The sequence below is a fragment of the Rhodococcus sp. WB1 genome (assembly GCF_001700945.1).
Lineage (GTDB): Bacteria > Actinomycetota > Actinomycetes > Mycobacteriales > Mycobacteriaceae > Rhodococcus > Rhodococcus aetherivorans.
In genome coordinates this window covers 268396-286186 of sequence record NZ_CP015529.1, presented here as the reverse complement: position 1 = coordinate 286186, position 17791 = coordinate 268396, and the positions used below count along the sequence as shown (strand labels likewise).

Annotated in this window: 15 protein-coding genes and 1 pseudogene; 5 read left to right on the top strand and 11 right to left on the bottom strand. The window is 71.1% G+C overall.

Annotated features, from left to right (window positions below):
• Positions 1-128: 128 nt before the first annotated feature.
• From A4U64_RS01375 to A4U64_RS01350, 6 genes are all read right to left on the bottom strand, one after another.
• Entirely contained in the window at positions 129-1808 is a 1680-nt protein-coding gene (locus tag A4U64_RS01375; RefSeq protein WP_065922036.1) for an FAD-dependent oxidoreductase, read from the bottom strand.
• Between the two features lie 129 nt (positions 1809-1937).
• Entirely contained in the window at positions 1938-2153 is a 216-nt protein-coding gene (locus A4U64_RS01370; protein ID WP_006931721.1) for a dodecin, read from the bottom strand.
• A 65-nt stretch (positions 2154-2218) separates the two neighbouring features.
• Entirely contained in the window at positions 2219-3427 is a 1209-nt protein-coding gene (locus A4U64_RS01365) for a serine hydrolase domain-containing protein (RefSeq protein ID WP_029546323.1), read from the bottom strand.
• Positions 3428-3509: 82 nt separating this feature from the next.
• Positions 3510-4037: a DUF6764 family protein gene (locus A4U64_RS01360; RefSeq protein ID WP_006931715.1), complete on the bottom strand. Its 528-nt coding sequence runs from the start codon at positions 4035-4037 to the stop codon at positions 3510-3512.
• 130 nt (positions 4038-4167) lie between these two features.
• A complete protein-coding gene (locus A4U64_RS01355) occupies positions 4168-5220 on the bottom strand; it encodes a DNA polymerase domain-containing protein (RefSeq protein WP_065922035.1) in 1053 nt (350 codons plus the stop codon).
• Between the two features lie 6 nt (positions 5221-5226).
• Entirely contained in the window at positions 5227-6294 is a 1068-nt protein-coding gene (locus A4U64_RS01350) for an ATP-dependent DNA ligase (RefSeq protein ID WP_006931710.1), read from the bottom strand.
• Between the two features lie 101 nt (positions 6295-6395).
• Here A4U64_RS01350 and lppU point away from each other — a divergent pair, with 101 nt between their 5' ends.
• Entirely contained in the window at positions 6396-7004 is a 609-nt protein-coding gene (lppU, locus tag A4U64_RS01345) for an LppU family putative lipoprotein (protein WP_006931708.1), read from the top strand.
• 22 nt (positions 7005-7026) lie between these two features.
• Here the strand turns inward: lppU and corA are convergent, their stop codons facing one another.
• A complete protein-coding gene (corA, locus tag A4U64_RS01340) occupies positions 7027-8181 on the bottom strand; it encodes a magnesium/cobalt transporter CorA (protein ID WP_006931706.1) in 1155 nt (384 codons plus the stop codon).
• 342 nt (positions 8182-8523) lie between these two features.
• Here corA and A4U64_RS01335 point away from each other — a divergent pair, with 342 nt between their 5' ends.
• Entirely contained in the window at positions 8524-9204 is a 681-nt protein-coding gene (locus A4U64_RS01335) for a 3'-5' exonuclease (protein WP_006931704.1), read from the top strand.
• Positions 9205-9325: 121 nt separating this feature from the next.
• Here A4U64_RS01335 and A4U64_RS01330 read toward each other — a convergent pair whose 3' ends face one another.
• On the bottom strand, positions 9326-10747 hold the full coding sequence (locus A4U64_RS01330) for an RtcB family protein (RefSeq protein ID WP_029546328.1): 1422 nt from the start codon (positions 10745-10747) through the stop codon (positions 9326-9328).
• A gap of 92 nt (positions 10748-10839) precedes the next feature.
• Here A4U64_RS01330 and A4U64_RS01325 point away from each other — a divergent pair, with 92 nt between their 5' ends.
• Positions 10840-11256 (top strand): archease, encoded by a 417-nt coding sequence (locus tag A4U64_RS01325; RefSeq protein ID WP_006931695.1) that lies wholly within the window; start codon positions 10840-10842, stop codon positions 11254-11256.
• Positions 11257-11815: 559 nt separating this feature from the next.
• Here the strand turns inward: A4U64_RS01325 and A4U64_RS01320 are convergent.
• Positions 11816-12280, bottom strand: a pseudogene (locus A4U64_RS01320) (M23 family metallopeptidase); the annotation flags it as partial.
• A gap of 264 nt (positions 12281-12544) precedes the next feature.
• Here A4U64_RS01320 and A4U64_RS01315 point away from each other — a divergent pair.
• Positions 12545-13417 (top strand): F510_1955 family glycosylhydrolase, encoded by an 873-nt coding sequence (locus A4U64_RS01315; RefSeq protein WP_373867484.1) that lies wholly within the window; start codon positions 12545-12547, stop codon positions 13415-13417.
• A gap of 104 nt (positions 13418-13521) precedes the next feature.
• Here A4U64_RS01315 and A4U64_RS01310 read toward each other — a convergent pair whose 3' ends face one another.
• A complete protein-coding gene (locus A4U64_RS01310; protein WP_029546334.1) occupies positions 13522-14235 on the bottom strand; it encodes a DUF305 domain-containing protein in 714 nt (237 codons plus the stop codon).
• Positions 14236-14792: 557 nt separating this feature from the next.
• On the opposite strand from A4U64_RS01310, the gene A4U64_RS01305 reads away from it, so the two are divergent.
• On the top strand, positions 14793-15059 hold the full coding sequence (locus tag A4U64_RS01305) for an SHOCT domain-containing protein (protein ID WP_006945984.1): 267 nt from the start codon (positions 14793-14795) through the stop codon (positions 15057-15059).
• Positions 15060-15321: 262 nt separating this feature from the next.
• Here A4U64_RS01305 and A4U64_RS01300 read toward each other — a convergent pair whose 3' ends face one another.
• Positions 15322-17712: a heavy metal translocating P-type ATPase gene (locus A4U64_RS01300; protein ID WP_065922034.1), complete on the bottom strand. Its 2391-nt coding sequence runs from the start codon at positions 17710-17712 to the stop codon at positions 15322-15324.
• Positions 17713-17791 lie beyond the last annotated feature (79 nt).

Here is a 17791-nt window from a genome sequence, read left to right as displayed (position 1 = left end):
GTTCGTGCCGTCGCACCCACGTCCGCCCCGACAGCGACGACTTGGCGAACCCATTAGACACAGCTCCCCCGCAAGCGGGCAATTCGACCATGCCCGCCCGGACCACCCCTCGCGGGCTCGCGCCCAGGTCAGGACTCGATTCGAGAGGCGGCAAGGAGATCGGCGACAGCGACGAACTTCACGCGAGAGCGACCCGCGGCGCCGCCCCGGGCGCGTTCCTGCTTGTCGATCTGCTGCCAGCCCCGGTAGTCGACGTACTCCGGCCGGCGCTCGGAGACCAGCGCCGCGAGCTTCTCCCGGTCGGCGACGGGTGCGACGAGCCGGCCGGCCACGAAATCCTGGACCAAGTGCTCGACGGTCTGGGCGGAGCACTGCTTGTTGGTGCCGATGACGCCGGTGGGTCCGCGCTTGATCCAGCCGGCGGTGTACACGCCGGGCAGCGGCTCGTTCGTCTCCGGGTCCACGACCCGGCCCTCCTCGTTGGGGAGGATGCCGCGCTGGTCGTCGAACGGCAGGTCGGCGACGGGGGCCCCGCGGTAGCCGACAGAACGCAGGACCAGGCCGGTGGCCAGGGTCTCGGTCTGCCCGGTGCGGTGCGCCTCGAGCCGGCCGTTCGCCTCGACCAGTTCGGTGCGTTCGAGGGTGATCGATTCGACCCGGCCGTCACCGCTCAGCTCGACAGGGGCGGCGAGGAAGCGCAGCACGATCCGCTTGTTGCCCTCGGTGGGGCGCCGCTGGGCGAAGCCCTGGACCTGTTCGACCTTCAGCGCGATCCGCGGTTCGGCGGTGGGGTCGTCGACGAGGGCGCGGCTGGCCGGGTCGAGTTCGGCCTCGGCCGGGTCGACGACGACGTCGACGCCCGTGAGCTGACCGAGGGCCAGCAGTTCCGGGTTGGTGTAGGCGGCCTGGGCGGGTCCGCGGCGTCCCACGACGACGACCTCGCGGATGTTCGACTCGCGCAGGGCGGCGACGGCGTGGTCGGCCATGTCGGTCTTCGCCAGCTCGTCCGGGTCCATGACCAGTGCCCGCGCCACGTCGAGGGCGACGTTGCCGTTGCCGACGATCACCGCGCGTTCGCCGGACAGGTCGAAGGTGCGGTCGGCGTAGTCGGGGTGTCCGTTGTACCAGGCGACGAACTCGGTGGCCGCGTGCGAACCGGGCAGGTCCTCGCCGGGCACGTCCAGGCGCCGGTCCCCGGCGGCGCCGACGGCGTAGAGCACGGCATGGTGGTGCGCGAGTAGTTCCTCGTGGCTGATGTGGGTGCCCACCTCGACGTTGAACCAGCACTGGCTCTTCTTGTGGCCGAGAGCACTACGGAACAGCTCGCCGACGGCCTTGGTGCTCTGATGGTCCGGGGCGACACCTGCGCGGACGAGGCCGTACGGGGTGGGCAGGCGGTCGAAGATGTCGACCTCGACACGGGCCCGGCCGGTCAGCTCCAGCGCGGCGTAGCAGGCCGCCGGCCCCGAGCCGACGATCGCCACCCGCAGGGTGCCGAGCTCGGCGGGAATCTTGGTGCGGTCGCGTTCCTCGGGCCAGTCCGGTCCGATCGGGTATCGCCGGTAGTAGTCCTCGGCGATCTTCAGATAGGGCTCGTGCGCGGCGGGCAGCTCGTTGTCGGCGTAGATCGCGTCCACCGGGCATTCGTCCACGCACGCGCCGCAGTCGATGCAGGTGTCCGGGTCGATGTAGAGCATCTCGGTGGTGGCGAACGGCGCCTCGTCGGGCGTGGGATGGATGCAGTTGACGGGGCAGACCTCGACGCACGAGGCATCGTTGCAACACGCCTGGGTGATCACGTAAACCACGGTGGATACCTGCCTGAAGTGCCGGGGGTTCGACGACCCACTCAGACTATAACGTGTTCCAATTCCGGTCGAGATCCGGTTCGCCGCCCCTGCTCTCCCGGCGTGTCCCCCGCCACCGGACCGGACGCGTCAGCCGTCGGTCGGCTCGATGCGGAAGCCGATCTTCACGGTCACCTGGATGTGCGCGACGGCCCCGTCGTCGATGTGGCCCCTGACGTTCATCACCTCGAACCACTCGAGGTGGCGCGTGGTCTCCGCCGCACGCGCGACGGCCTGCTTGATCGCGTCGTCGACGCTGTCCGTCGACGAACCCACCACCTCGATCACCCGGTACACGTGGCTCACAGTGTCGCTCCCTCCGTATCGAACTGCTTCGAACAATCGTGGGGGTAGGCGCCGCGGCACCTTCCTCAGGCGCGGCGGGCCAGGTCGCGCGCCAGCGCGCCGAGCCGCGCGAGGCGCAGATCGCCCAGCGCGATCGGACCGCTGCCCAGCCGGTTCGTCGTGAACGCGAGCGCCAGTCCGGTGTCGAGGTCGGCGAAGGCGCCGGAACCGCCGACCCCGTAGTGGCCGAGCGCCCCGCGCGGCCGCTCCCGGCTGACGAACACCGGCTGGTGGTAGCCGAGCCGCCACGCCATCGGGACCCCGAGCACGTAGTCGCGGCCGCGCACCTGGACCTCGCTCATGGCCTCGATGGTTTCCGGGTGCAGGAACTGCACGCCGTCGATCGTGCCGCCCGCGGCGATCGCCCCGTACATCCGCGCCAGGGCGCGCGCCGAGAACACCCCGTTCCAGCCGGGCATCACCGCGTCGTGCACCGCGGGATCGCGCACCAGCTCGTCGAACTCCTCCGGCATCGCGGCCTCCGCGAGGCCCCGGGTGAGGCTCACCCGGGACAGCACCGAGGCGGTCATCCCCCAGTGCAGGCCGGCGGGATTGATCCGCGGGAACAGCTTGGCGATGCGGTGCCGCTGCTCCTCCGGCACCCGGAACCAGAATTCGGGGGTACCCAGGGGTTCGGCGATCTCCTGCCGGACGACGTCGACGAACGGCGACCCGGTCACGCGCTGCACGATCTCCGCGACGAGCCAGCCGTACGTGACGGCGTGGTATCCCGGGCCTTCCAGCCGGCGCGGGTCGGGTGGGGCTGCGGCCAGCGCACGCACCGTGGCGTCGTAGTCGACGATGCCCATCCGGCCGGGCCGCAGGTTGCGCACCCGGTGCAGTCCGGCCCGGTGGGTGAGCACGTCCGCGACGGTGACGTCCTCCTTGCCGGCCGCCGCGAACTCCGGCCAGTACCGCGCGACGGGGGCGAAGTAGTCGATCAGGCCGCGGTCGGCGAGCCGGTGCACCACGGTGGACGCCACGCCCTTGCCGGTGGAGAAGGACAGCGACACCGTGTCGCGGTTCCACCGCCGGTCGCGGGTGGCCCAGCCCGCCCAGATGTCGAGCACCTTCTCGCCGTCCAGGTAGGCCGCGAGGGCCCCGCCCCCGTGCCGGGGCAGCCGGTACAGGTCGAAGAAGCGATCCGCGAGCGGCAGGAATCGCCGGTCGACGTGCATCTCGGTCGGCGGCGGTTCCTGTACCGCCGCCGCGCCCCGCACCGGTCGGGCTGTCATCCGTGGTACCTCCCAGTCGACATCGTGCCGCCAGGTTACGTCGCAGCGTCCGGTCCCGAACGGGTTTTCCGCAGGCTCCCGGTCAGGGCGTGACGTACCGGAACGTCCCCAGCACGACGCACCCACGGCCGGTGGTGAGGTTGACGGCGGTCGCGGCGGACCCCTCGCACAGCACCGGGTCGCGCAGGTCGCCGATGAAGGCCTGGGACTGCGGGCCGGCCACGACGAGCGCGGTCGCGGGCTCCTCGACGATGCCCAGGGCCAGCGCGTCCTCACCGAAACCGAGCGTGGCGAGAGAACCGCCGCGGGCCTCGCCCGCCCCGGCACCCCCCGAGAGCCCGGCCGCGAGCACCCGCGCCCCGGTGCGCGCGTCGGCGAAGCCGACTCCGCCGTCGCCGTGGGCCCACGCGCCGCTCGGTGCGTCCGCGACCGCGCCGCACGCGGTCCGCCCGTCGAGCTGGGTGACCGAGGCCGCCGAACCCGGGGGCGCCGCACACGTCACCGCCTGCGCGGACGGCGCCGCGACGAGTGCGGCCCCGACGGCCGCCGCCACCACGGCCCCACCACCGAGAACCCGAACCGACTTCCGCGCATCCGCTACCACCGACACGGTGACTGCCTCCTCCGGCCTCGTCCCCCGCAAACCGAATCCCCCAGGGGGAGTCTACGGAGACGCTCACCGGTTCACCGGGTCGGCGGGCATCGATGCGGTCACGAGAGGTCACCGCCCCGGTGAATCCCTAGCCGGGCCGCTTGCGGTCGGTGTCGCGGGACGGCTGCACCCGCTTCGGCTCGCCCGGCATCTTCGGATGGGTCGGCGGGTAGGGCAGGTCGCCGAGGCCCGCGGCGGCGTCCCGCTCGGCCATCTCGAGCAGCACGTCGAGCGCCTGCGCGGTCTCGTCCATCGCGGCCATCGGATCGCCGCGGCGCTCGAGCAGGCCCGGCACGGTCGCGATCGTGAGATCGTCCGGGTCGGCGTCGACGAGTTCGTCCCACGTCAGGGGTGTCGACACCGTCGCGATCGGGGTGCGCCGCACCGAATATGCCGACGCGATCGTCTTGTCCCGGGCGTTCTGGTTGAAGTCGAGGAAGATGCGCTGCCCGCGCTCCTCCTTCCACCACGCGGTGGTGCCCCGGCCGCCGCTGCGGCGTTCCACCTCCCGCATCAGGGCGATCCCGGCGCGGCGCACGCCGACGAAGTCCCACTCCGGGACGATGCGGACGTACACGTGCAGGCCGCGGCCGCCCGACGTCTTCGGGAAACCGACCAGACCCAGCTCGTCGAGCAGCGGTCGCAGCACCTCGAGCGCGACCGCGCGGGCGTCGTCGAACGCGGTCCCCGGCTGCGGGTCGAGATCGATGCGCAACTCGTCCGGGCGGTCGACGTCCCCGCAGCGCACCGCCCACGGGTGGAACGTCACGGTGCCCAGGTTCGCCGCCCACACGACGTCCGCCGCGCTGCGCACCCGCAGCACGTCGGCGGTGCGGCCGGACGGAAACGTCACCTCGCACGTCGCGACGTGGTCGGGCCGGCGGGCAGGCACCCGCTTCTGGTAGATCTCCTCGCCCTCGATCCCGTCGGGGAACCGCTGCAGATGTGTCGGCCGCTCCCGCAGCGCCTGCAGCAGCGGCGCCGAGCCGGCCGTCGCGACGGTCCGGTAGTACTCGACGAGGCGGCGCTTGGTGCCGGCCTCTCCGAGCCGGGGGAAGTACACCTTGTCGGGGTTGGACAGGCGGACGGGCACGCCGCCGACGTCCAGTTCCACGGCGGGAGAACGCTTCGCATCGGGCACCGGAGGTCACACTCCTGTCCGGTCGAGGACGTCGCCGAGGTCGTACCGCACCGGCACGTCCAACTGCTCGAAGGTGCAGCTGCGCGGCTCGCGGTCCGGTCGCCACCGCAGGAACCGCGCCGCGTGCCGGAACCGCAGGCCGGTCTCGGCGTTGCCCTCCATCTGGTCGTAGGCCACCTCCAGGACCCGCTCCGGCCGCAGCGGTATCCATCGGCGGTCCACCGCCGTCCGCCACCGGCTCGGCTCCCCCTCGGCGACGACGTCGGCGCCGACCCGCAGCGGTGCGAGTTCGGCGAGCAGCTCCTTGCGCTGTTCGACGGTGAACGCCGACGCACCGCCCACCATCACCGGTTCGTCGCCGCCGTCGTACAGGCCCAGCAGCAGGGACCCGACCCCGTCGATGCTCTTGTGCGGCCGGTAGCCGATGAGCACGCAGTCGGCGGTGCGGGCGTGCTTGACCTTGAGCATCTCCCGCTTGTCCGGCACATAGGGCCCGTCGAGACGCTTGGCGACGACCCCGTCGAGACCGGCACCCTCGAACTCGGCGAACCACCGGCCGGCGGTGTCCGCGTCGCGGGTGGCGGCCGTGACGTGGCAGCTGGGGCCGCCGCCGACCACCGCCCGCAGCCGCTCCCTGCGCCGCGCGAACGGCGCCTCCATCAGGTTCTCGTCACCGATCGCGAGCAGGTCGAAGCCGACGAACTGCGCGGGGGTCTGCTCGGCGAGCAACGCGATGCGGCTCGCCGCCGGGTGGATTCGCTCGGACAGCGCCTGCCAGTCGAGCCGGATCCGGCCGTCGCGCGGGCGCGGCACCACGATCTCACCGTCGACGACGCACCGGGCGGGCAACTCGGCCCGCACCGCCGCCGCCAGTTCCGGGAAGTACCGCACGAGGTCCTTGCCGCCGCGCGAGGCGAACACCACCTCGTCGCCGTCGCGGAACACGACGGCGCGGAAGCCGTCCCATTTCGGCTCGTACGACCACTCGGGGTCGCCGTCGGCGGGCTGAGCCGGGACCTCGGACACGGCCTTGGCGAGCATCGGTGCGATCGGCGGAGCGACGGGCAGCTGCACCGGCCCATGGTCGCACCCGGAGCCGACTCGTGCCCGCCGGATTTGCGAGAAATCACCCTACGTTTCCCGCCCGAGGCGGACATTCCGTACGCTCTCCCCCCATGAACTTCATTCGACGGGTGAGCGGCACCGCCGTCGCGCTGGCCGCGGCGGCTCTGGTACTCGGCGCGTGCGGATCGGACGTCGAGCCCCGGGCGGTGCCCGAGTCCGGGTCCGAGACCACGTCGGCCAGTGCATCGGATACCCGGACCACCACCGGCCGTCCGACCACTACCACGGCACCGACGTCCCCCGGCTCCTCCGGCCTGGACATCGACGTCGAGATCGGCGACTGCGTGCGCCTCGGCGGCACCGTCGACGACGCGACCATCGAGAACGCGACCTGCGGCAGCATGGACTCGAACTACAAGGTGATCGACATCGTCGACTCCAGCGAGCAGTGTGTCTCGGACGCCGACCAGACCTACTACGAATCCTCCGCCGGTGTCGAGGTGGGCGCCCTGTGCCTCGACGTCGACTGGGTGGTGGACAGCTGCATGGACATCTCCGGTGAGGACCCGCAACGCGTCGACTGCGCCGCGCCCGGCCCCGAGACGGAGAAGGTCACCGAGATCCTGCAGAACACCGACAACGTGAACGACTGCTCCGTCTCCGAAGGCGGATTCGTCTACAGCGAGCGTCGTTTCGTGGTCTGCACCGACACACTCTGAGGTCGCCGTCCGCCGCGGCCGGCTACAACCAGCCGCGGCGGCGGAAGATCGCGTAGAGCCCCGCGCACGTCATGACCATCATCAGTAGAGCCATGGGATATCCTGCGGCCCAATGCAATTCCGGCATGGTGTCGAAATTCATCCCGTAGACCGTGCCGATCAGCGTGGGCGCGAACAGAATCGCCGCCCACGCCGAGATCCGCTTGATCTCCTCGTTCTGCTCGATGCTCGCCCGGCTGAGATTGCGCATCTCCTCGTTCTGCATCTGTGAGACCAGCGTCGCGTTGACCGTGAGGATGTTGCCGAGCAGCTGACGGAAGCTGTCGACCTGCTCGACGACCGTCGTCGCGTGGTCGGTGACGTCCCGCAGGTAGCGCTGCAGTTCGTCGTCGGTGCGGTACTTGGCGAATCCCGACGACAGACCGGACAGCACGGTGAGCAGCGGCTTGGCCGCCCGCTGGAACTCGATGACCTCACGGGACAGTTCGTAGATGCGGCGCGAGACCCGCGGATCGCCGCTGAACACCTCGGTCTCGATCTCGTCGATGTCGTTCTGCAGGCCCGCGACGACCGGCGCGTACCCGTCGACGACGGCGTCGAGGATCGCGTAGAGCACCGCCTCGGGGCCGAGCCGCAGCAGATCCGGCTCGCTCTCCATCCGGTCCCGCACCGCCGACAGGTCGGGCGATTCGCTGTGCCGGACGGTCAGCACGAACGTCGGGCCGACGAAGACGTGCACCTCACCGAAGTCGACCCGCTCGGATTCGTCGACGTAGCGGGCGGCCCGCAGCACGACGAACAGCGTGTCGCCGTACCGCTCGAGCTTCGGGCGCTGATGCGCGACGATGGCATCCTCGACCGCGAGTTCGTGCAGCCCGAATTGCTCTGCGGCGGCGTTGAGTTGAGCGTCGGTGGGCCGGTACATCCCGATCCACGCCATCGAGCCGGGCTCGGGCAGGCAGTCGAGGGCCTGCGCGAGTGTCGCCGGCGACGCGACGCGGCGGCCGTCACGGTAGACCGCGCTGTCGACGATGCTGCTCTCCGCCCCCGCGGCGTCACGGCCGGGACTCGACGCGACGGCGGGGTGCAGGGACGCACCGAACCCGGCGGACGGGTCGGCGGTCGCCGCCGCGGAGCGACGCGGCAGCAGGGCACGGACGGAACGGTTCGGCAGCATGTCGGCACGGCCTTTCGGGGGGCACGGGGGACGACGGCGACGGCATTCGCCGTGGGACGTACACGCGGCGGCAACCGTCGCGCACCGAAAGGACGCGTACGGGCTGCCGTCAGCCGGTACTCGGAGGTCGACTGCGCATCGCGAGTCCCACCTCCTCCACATCACCCGGAACCGCTCCGGGGGCCTGACGAAACACCAGCAGCGTACGCCTTCGTGCCGCACGGAGCCATTTCGGCCGGTCCGGCGCACGACGTCGCGCCGCCCGGCGGACGGTGTCGGTGGCTGCGGCCACAATCGCCGTGACCGCCCTCACCGCCCGCACGACCGACGACAGGACCCCCGATGACGCACTGGCCCGATCGACCGATCTGCGCGTTCGACCTCGAGACCACCGACCGCGATCCGCGGATCGCGCGCATCGTGACCGCGTCCGTCGTCGTCCTCGACGGTGACACCGTCGCGTCGCGGACGTGGCTGCTCGATCCGGGCATCGAGATCCCGGAGGAGACGTCGGCGATCCACGGCGTGACCACGGAGCGGGCGCGCGCCGAGGGCCTCGAGTACACGGCCGGCTACGCCCAGATCCGCGAGGCACTGTGCGAGGCCTGGGTCCGCGATCACATCGTCGTGGCGTTCAACGCCAGTTACGACCTGACGGTCATCGACGCCGAGGGCCGCCGGCTGGGCCTGCCGGGACTCGCCACGGGCCTGGTGTTCGACCCGTACGTCGTCGACCGCGAGATGGACCGCGGCCGCGAGGGCGGCCGCACCCTGCAGGCGGTCTGCGCTGCGTACGGCGTCACGCTGACCGCCGCCCATCAGGCCGAGGCGGACGCACTCGCGGCCGGGCAACTGGCGCGGGCGCTGTGCACCCGCTTCCCGCAGCTCGCCGACCTGGACATCATGACGGACCAGGCGGCCTGGCACGCGGAGCGGCAACGCAATTTCGCCGAGTACCTCTCGGGCCTCGGCCGCGACGCGTCGGACGTGGACCCGCAATGGCCCATCCGCGGTATCGCCTGAGAGAAGTTGCCGGGCAGCGGTTTCCAATGCAGAAACTCTCGACACCGTCCGTGGGCGACCGAATGTCACATGCGTTCGATCGAATCGAACGCATGTGACATTCGGTCCGGCCGCTCGGCGCTCACCCCTTGACGACGCCGAGCGGCACGAGCCGGGCGATCCGGCGGGCCAGGCCCGCACGTTCGCTCACCTCCGCCACCGCGTCGATGTCCTTGTACGCCTCCGGCTTCTCCTCGGCGAGTCCCCGCCACGAGCTTCCCCGCACGAGCACCCCGTGCGTCTCGAGTGCGTCGCGCACCGCCCGGCCGTCGGTGTGCCGGGCAGCACGGTGCCGGCTCTGCACCCGACCGGCCCCGTGCGCGGTGGAGTAGAACGCCGGGTTCCCGGCGACACCGGCCAGCACGTACGACGCGGTGCCCATCGTGCCGGGGATGAGCACGGGCTGCCCTGCATCGGTGAGGTCGGCGGGCACGTCGGGGTGGTCCGGCGGCAGGGACCGCGTCGCGCCCTTGCGGTGCACGCACAGCGCGCGGACCCGGCCGCCGACCTCGTGCCGCTCGATTTTCGCCAGGTTGTGCGAGATGTCGTAGAGGAGGTCGAGGGTCGTGCCGGCCGTTTCCTCGAAGACCCGGCGGGCCGCCTCGGTGAGCAACTGCCGGTTGGCCCGGCCGTAGTTGGCCGCCGCCACCATGGCCCCGAGATAGGCCTCCCCCTCCGGCGACCGGACCGGAACGCACGCCAGCTGCCGGTCGGGGACGTGAATCCCATAGCGGCCCATTGCCTTACCCATCTCACGTACATGGTCGGTGCAAATCTGGTGGCCCAGGCCGCGGGATCCGCAGTGGATCATCACGCACACCGTGCCCACGTCGAGCCCCATCAGCCGCGCGGTGTCCGGATCGAAGACCCGCTCGACGGCCTGGACCTCGAGGAAGTGGTTTCCCGACCCGAGGCTGCCGAGCTGACCGAGGCCCCGCTCGACGGCACGGTCGCTCACCGAGTCCGGGTCGGCGCCGTCCAACACGCCACGGTCCTCACACCGCTCGAGGTCGCGGGCGACGCCGTGCCCCTGCTCCACCGCGAAGCGGGCGCCGCCCGCGAGCACCTGCCGCAGCACGGTACGGTCCGGGAGTTCCCACACGCCCCGGGTCTCCATGCCGCGCGGTACGACGCGACCGAGCCGGTCCATCAACACACCCAGGCGCGACGCGAGGGCGGACCGGTCCGCGTCGCGTGCGATCAGGAGCCGTACGCCGCACGAGATGTCGAAGCCCACGCCGCCGGGGGAGACGACGCCGCCGTCGTCGATGTCCGTCGCCGCGACCCCGCCGATGGGAAAGCCGTAACCCCAGTGCACGTCCGGCATGGCGAACGACGCGGTGACGATGCCGGGCAGCGTCGCGACGTTGGCGACCTGGGTGAGCGCCTCGTCCCCCTCCGCGACGGGGAGCAGGGACCGGGCGGCGAAGACGATCCCGGGTACGCGCATCGCGCCGGCCCGATCGATCCGGAACCGGTACGGGGTCTCCTCGACGATCCTCATCACTGTCCGATCCGGGGGCGGGAACGCGACGTCGGCGGCCTCGTTCCACCATAAGATCTGCAGTGCCTGCTGCACAGGCCCGGGAGCGAATCATGAACGGAAGCGGGTACCGGTCGGTGCCGCACACGGCGGATCTGCGCATCGAGGCGTGGGCACCGACCCGTGACGAGTGCATCGCGCAGGCGGTGCGCGGCGCCGTCGCGAGCTTCGCCGACATCTCGTCCGCGGGACCCGGCCGGGTCCGCAACCGCCCGTTGACGGCCGACGGCGACGAGGACCTGCTCGTCGCGGTGCTCGACGAGGTGATCTATCTGCTCGACACGGCCGGGGAGATCCCGATCGACGTGGTCGTCGAATCCGGCGGCGGCACAGCGGAGGCGCGGTTCTCGATGGTCGACGCCGCCGCGGTGCCCCAGATCGGTGCGGTCCCGAAGGCGGTGTCGCTCCACGAGCTGCGCCTCGACCGAGGACCGGAAGGGTGGTCGTGCTCGGTGACGCTGGACGTGTGAACCGGCGACGAGCGCCGCAGTACCGGTCGCGGCACGCCGAGCGCAGGCGACCGTGTGGGCGCCCTCGCCGTTGTGACTTTCCGCTGTAGATGGCCGGGATTGCCTGCCGGGCCGGTGCCCGTTGCCGGGGCCGAGACCCGGGTGGTCGGCGAGCGGCGGCGCTACATCGGCATGTTCATCATGGGCATCCCGCCCATCTGGTGGAGCCACATCATCAGCTGGTGCAGCAGGGTGTGCGCCTGGTCCATCATGCCCATCATGTTCACGGCCGTGACCTTTCTGGAGCCGAGTAACCCTCGGGGGCGGGATCGTCCCACTATGGCGCTCTGTTGTTCCCCGATGTGCCACCTCGCCTGCGAGATCCGTCTTCTTCAACAGATCTTCACGAGATCTCGACTTTCGGTGTCCGGACACGGCAGGAGTGGGCCGCAGCACCCCCGCACTTCGGAACCTGCCGGCGCGCATGGCGTGGCACCGGTTCATTCGAGCTGTCGTGCGCCGCCCGGCGTGGGTGCGCTGCGGCTGTGCCAGTGGGGCGGTGCGGTTGCCCGCTCGGAGGTCAGTCCGCAGCGATGATGGGGGTGCCGCGGTCGGCCAGCCACTGCGCCGGGTCGGTCTTGGCGCCGGAGCGGTCTTCGACCTCGAAGTGCAAGTGGGGTCCGGTGGAGTTGCCGCGATCTCCGACGGTGGCGATCTTCTGCCCGGCTTCGACTCGTTGCCCGGCCGTCACCAGGTTGGTGTTGTTGTGGCCGTAGGTGGTCACCGTGCCGTCGTCGTGCCGGATGCGTACCCACAGCCCGTAGCCCTGTGCCGGTCCGGCGCTGATGACCTCCCCGTCGGCGACGGCGACGATCGGTGCGCCCATGGTATTGGCGATGTCGATGCCTCCGTGTCCCCGCCCGTCCCCGAAGGTGGAGGTGATCACCCCGGCGGTCGGGGCGACGGACCGCCCGGTCCCGCCCCAGTGCCCGCCGTCGGCCGGGCGCGGCAGGGTGGGGCTTGCGGGTGCGGCGCCGGGGTCTTCCCCTCCGGTGGCGCTCTTGTTGCCGGGGCCGTATCGGGTGTGCCCGCAGCAGGCGCGTCGTCGCCGCCGGGCGGCGCCCCAGGCTCCGGTGCCGGGGGTTGCCCGAATCTCGCGTGCTCTCGACCGCTACCGTCCCCCTACACTGAGGGCACTCGGTCTGTCGAGTGTGAGAGGAGCGGAGATGCGGAACCTGTCGCCGCTGACGATCGTGCTGACCGAGCAGGAGCGCCTGCGGGTGCGCGAACAGCTCCGGCAGCGAGCTGCATGAATCGCGACCAGTTCTCCATGGACCTCAAGGCGCGTGCGCGCACCTGGACGAGCCTGCCGGGCGCGGTGTCGGCGTTGGCCGCAGCTGCCCTGCTCGTGGCCGGATGCTCGTCCCCCGACACCCCTCGCGCGGCGACCGTACCCTCCGGCGCCGCCACCGCACCGCGCGTTGCGTTGTCCCCGGCGCTCGATCACGTGCACGGGATGAGCGTCGATTCCGCCGGCACGATCCTGGCCGGCACCCACAGCGGACTGGTCGCGGTCGCGCCGTCCGGCGCCACCACCGAGGTCGGCACCTCCGACGACGATCTGATGGGGCTGGCCGGGGTGTCCGGCAGCGACGTGCTGGTCGCCTCGGGCCATCCGGGTCCGTCGAACCCCGGCCCCAACCCGCTGGGTTTGCGCCGCAGCGACGACGGCGGGCGCACCTGGACCGACCGGTCCCTGCTCGGAGAGGTGGATTTCCACGCCCTGGCCACGGACGGCACCGTGGTGGTCGGTTTCGACGGCACCCGCGGCATCCGGGTGTCCACCGACGCCGGCGCCACCTGGAGCGCCGGTGCCACCGTGGCGGCCGCGGCCCTGGCCCTGACCCCGGGCGCGGTGTGGGCGATCACGCCGGCCGGGCTCGAGCGCAGCACCGACCTGGCACGCACCTTCACCCCGGTCGAGGACGCACCCGCCCTCGTGCTGCTGGCCGGCACCGGCGACGGGCTGTGGGGCATCGATGCCGACGGCTACGCCTGGCGCAGCCGGGACGGCGCCGCCTGGGAGCAGCGGGCCTTCGTCGGGCAGGTGGAGGCGCTGACCGCCACCGGGTTCGACACCGCCTACGCCGCCACGGCCGAGGTCTTGTACACACTGAACTGACGCGGTCGGACCGGGCGGTGCTCCCCGCTGACCGGTGGGGCCCGGCACGTCCGCGTGCCGGGCCCCACCGTGTCGACCGCGCGAGCGCGGCGGCTTTCTCGCGGTCACAACGAGGACAAAATGTTCTCCATCGTGGTGATCTCCTGCTGCTGCGTCTCGGCGATGGTGCGCGCCATGGCCACCGCGTCGGAATTCTGCCCGGAGTCGACCTCGGTCTGCGCCATCGCGATCGCGCCGCGGTGATGTTCGATCATCTGGGTCAGGAACAGGCGGGACGCGTCGACACCCTGTGCGTCGCGCAGGGCGGTCATGTCCTCGGCCGACATCATCCCGCTCATGCCGCCACCCATCTGTCCGCCGCCGGGCATCGTGGTGGACTGCATCGGCATGTCGTGTCCGGGCATCTCCATCCCGGGGGACGACATGGGCATGTTCGGAGTGGCCATCGGCATGCTGGTCGTGCCCATGGGCATGGTGGGCTGCCCCCAGTCGGTGAGCCAGCTCTGCAGCTGCTCGATCTCCGGGCCCTGGGCGGCCTTGATCTGCTGGGCCAGTTCGGTGACCCGCGGGTCGATGCCCTCCTTGGCCAGGATGACGTCGCTCATCTCGATGGCCTGGCTGTGGTGCGGGATCATCTGCTGGGCGAAGGTCACATCCGCCTGGTTGTGGTCGGCGGCCGTCTCGGCGGAGGCGCTGGTGGTCGCCGTCGCCGACGGGCTCGCCTGCGAGGCCTGATCGTTGCCCGAGTCGCTGCAGGCGGCCAGGGTGAGCGCCGCAGCGACCGCCACTGCGCCGGTGGCCAGAGACTTCTTCCTCACAAGAACATTCCTTTCCGTCGTGTACACGCACCGGGCCGACACCACGGTCGCGATAGCGAAGGCATCCCCCACAGCGGCTGCGGCAAACCCGGCCCGCCTCACCCCTCGGCGGGGGACGCGGACCACTGCGGGTGTGATACGCCCTCTGCGGTGCGGCCGACCGGCCGGCCGCACCTCGTCCGGATCCGAGCCTGGCAGCCGCACCCGGCGACAACTCGGACCTTTCGGTGAAGATTTCCTGAAGAACCACCGCGCCGAGCCCGGAGCCGGGGTCACACGGCGCTCCGTGCCCGGACCGTGGACGCTGCGGCCCCTTCCCGCCCCGGCCCCTCCGGCAATCGGCGACCGACCCGGACGCCTGGGCGACCATCGCCGCTGTTCTTGAGCAGATCTTCACGGAAACGACGGCGAAGAGCTCATCGAGGCCGGGCACCGTGGACAGCGAACACACCGGGACCGCGCACCGCTGCCCCACGCGGGGTGCCGGTGCTGCGGCCGACCGGGTCGGACAGCCGGTGTCCGGTAGCGCCGACCGAGGGCGAGGAAGGGTGGTTTCGATGATGTTCTGGTACGGCAACGGCATGAACGGTTGGGGTTATGTGCTCATGACCGTCGGGATGGTGGCGTTCTGGGCGTTGGTGATCGTCGGCATCGTGATGCTGGTGCGCGCCGCGACTCCCCGGTCGACACCACCGCCGGCGCCCTATGCCCCGACGCCGGAAGAGATTGTGGCCATGCGCTTCGCCCGCGGCGAGATCGACGAGGACGAGTACCGGCGCCGTCTCGACGCCCTGCACACCCATCGGCCCGGCCCGGGGGCGTGAAGACCGCAGTCAGGTCGAATCGCCCTGCCCACCTCAGGTGCGCCGGGTTCAGGAGCGGCGGTGTCAGCGGCGGTAGTGGCGACCGTCGGAGTCGTCGGTGACCAGGCGGTACAGCACGTAGACCGAGAACCAGACGATCAGCACGGACACCAGCACGAGCGCGATCTCGTACACGAGGACCACACCACCGATCCTACGGCCGCGCCGGCCACCCGATCCCACCCTGGCGTCGACCCCTGGATGCGCCGACACCGCGGTGAGGTCAGCGGTGCGGGCTGGTAGGGATCGGCTCCGGTGCCGGGCGCGGCGCCGGCTGCTCCTGCGGTGGGGACGGCAACCGCAGCCGCTTGAGCATCAGCGCATTGACCGCGACGATCAGGCTCGAGCCGGACATCGACAACGCCGCGATCTCCGGGCGCAGCACCAGCCCGAAGGCGGGCTCGAACACGCCGGCGGCGATCGGCAGCGCGATGACGTTGTAACCGACCGCCCAGCCGAGATTCTGCCGCATCTTGCGCAAGGTGCCCCGGCCGATGCGCAGCGCAATCGGCACATCCAGCGGGTCCGAGCGCATCAGCACCAGATCGGCGGTTTCGATCGCGACGTCGGTGCCGGCACCGATGGCGATCCCCAGATCCGCCTGCGCGAGGGCGGGTGCGTCGTTGACGCCGTCGCCGACCATGGCGACCTTCTTCCCGGCTCTTTGCAGTTCGGCGATCTTGTCGGCCTTGTCGCCGGGCAGCACCTCGGCGATGACGGTGTCGATGCCCAGTTGTCCGGCGATGCGGCGGGCTGTGGCCACGTTGTCGCCGGAGAGCATGACCACCTCGATGCCGAGTTCGTGCAGCGACGCCACCGCCTCGGCCGAGGTCTCCCGGGCGGCGTCGGCCAGGGCAATCGCCCCGACGCCGCGGCCGTCGACAGCGACGAGGACCGCGGTGCGGCCGGTCGAAGCCAGCTCGTCGCGCCGGTCCATCAACGCGCCGAAGTCGACATTCTCGGCGACCATGAGTTTGCGGTTGCCGACGGCCACCCGCCGGCCCGCCACCTCGGCAACCGCACCGTGTCCGGGCACGTTGCGGAAGTTCTCCAACGACACCGCGGGAAGGCCGCGGGCGGCGGCATAGCGCACGATCGCACCGGCGAGAGGATGTTCGGATTCGCGTTCGACCGCCGTCACCAGGGTCAGCAGCTCGTCCTCGGTGAGCCCGTCGACGACGACGTCGGTGACCTCCGGCTCGCCCTTGGTCAAGGTGCCGGTCTTGTCCATCACCACGGTGTCGATGCGGGCCGAGGTCTCGAGGGCGGTGGCGTTCTTGAACAGCACGCCGCGCTGGGCGCCGAGACCGGTGCCGACCATGATCGCGGTCGGGGTGGCCAACCCGAGCGCGTCGGGGCAGGTGATCACCACGACGGTGATGGCAAACAGCAGCGCCCGCTGCACATCCCCGTCGACCGCCCACCACACCACGAACGTGCCCAGCCCCCCGATCAGGGCGACGAGCACCAGCCAGAATGCGGCGCGATCGGCCAGGCGCTGGCCGGGTGCCTTGGAGTTCTGGGCCTCCTGCACCAGCGCGACGATCTGCGCGAGCGCGGTGTCGGAGCCGACCTTGGTCGCCCGTACCCGCAGAGTGCCGGTGGTGTTGATCGACGCACCGATCACCTCGGATCCTTCGGCCTTGGTCACCGGCAGGGACTCCCCGGTGACCATGGATTCGTCGACCTCGGAACTGCCGGTCTCGACGGTGCCGTCGACCGGGATCTTCGCCCCCGGTCGGATCAGGAGCAGGTCCCCGACCACGACCTCGGCGGTGGGGATCTCCACCGGCTGCCCGTCGCGCAGTACCACCGCCATCGGCGGGGCGAGTTCGAGCAGGGTCCGGATGGCATCGTTGGCGCCGCCGCGGGCGCGCATCTCGAACCAGTGCCCGAGCAGCACGAAGCTCGCCAGCACGGAGGCGGCCTCGTAGAACACCTCGCCGCCGCCCGTCAGTGTCACGCCCACGCTGTAGAGCCAGCCGGTGCCGATCGCGACGGCGACGAGCACCATCATGTCCAGGGTCCGCGCCTTCAAGGCCCGGTAGGCACCGTCGAAGAAGATCCACGACGAGTAGAAGATCACCGGCAGGCTCAGCAACAAGGTGAACACGTCGTCGCGCAGGCCGAACGGCGCCGGGACGGTGAACCCGAACATCTCGCGACCCATCGGCGACCACAACATGATCGGGATCGACAGCACCAGCGCCACCAGGAACCGATTGCGCATGTCGCGGACCATGGCGTCCATCGACATCCCGGCGTGACCGCCGTGACCCATCAGCTCCTGCGCGGTGTGCCCGCCAGGCATCTCGTGCGCCGCCGGCTGCGGGGGATGTGCGGGTGTGCCCGGGCCCGGAGCCGGTTCGCTCATCGGGTCGCACACGTGCTCGGGCACCGAGCGGCCGGCGCAGTGATAGCCGCAGTCCCGCACCCATTTCGACAGCTCCGCCACCGACGTGCGGTCCGGATCGTAGGTGACGGTGGCGGTCTGGTTCACCGCGTTGGCCTCCACCGCGGTCACTCCCGGTCGGCGCAGCAGGGCCGATTCGATGACCGGCGTCGACGTCGCCCAGTGCAGGCCGCCTACTTCGAGAACGGTGGTTCGGTTCATTCGATCCGGTCCCTCCCTCTGATAGCGGGGACGCATTACTCGCCCCCGTACGCAGTGCGGTTCCGCCGAACCGCAGTAC

Excerpts from the sequence above, each read along its gene's own strand:
- A4U64_RS01305 (WP_006945984.1), top strand. The coding sequence starts at position 14,793 with ATGATGTTCTGGTACGGCAACGGCATGAACGGTTGGGGTTATGTGCTC.
- A4U64_RS01300 (WP_065922034.1), bottom strand. The coding sequence starts at position 17,712 with ATGAACCGAACCACCGTTCTCGAAGTAGGCGGCCTGCACTGGGCGACG.
- A4U64_RS01315 (WP_373867484.1), top strand. The coding sequence starts at position 12,545 with ATGAATCGCGACCAGTTCTCCATGGACCTCAAGGCGCGTGCGCGCACC.
- corA (WP_006931706.1), bottom strand. The coding sequence starts at position 8,181 with ATGCTGCCGAACCGTTCCGTCCGTGCCCTGCTGCCGCGTCGCTCCGCG.
- A4U64_RS01365 (WP_029546323.1), bottom strand. The coding sequence starts at position 3,427 with ATGACAGCCCGACCGGTGCGGGGCGCGGCGGCGGTACAGGAACCGCCG.
- A4U64_RS01325 (WP_006931695.1), top strand. The coding sequence starts at position 10,840 with ATGAACGGAAGCGGGTACCGGTCGGTGCCGCACACGGCGGATCTGCGC.
- A4U64_RS01330 (WP_029546328.1), bottom strand. The coding sequence starts at position 10,747 with ATGAGGATCGTCGAGGAGACCCCGTACCGGTTCCGGATCGATCGGGCC.
- lppU (WP_006931708.1), top strand. The coding sequence starts at position 6,396 with ATGAACTTCATTCGACGGGTGAGCGGCACCGCCGTCGCGCTGGCCGCG.
- A4U64_RS01335 (WP_006931704.1), top strand. The coding sequence starts at position 8,524 with ATGACGCACTGGCCCGATCGACCGATCTGCGCGTTCGACCTCGAGACC.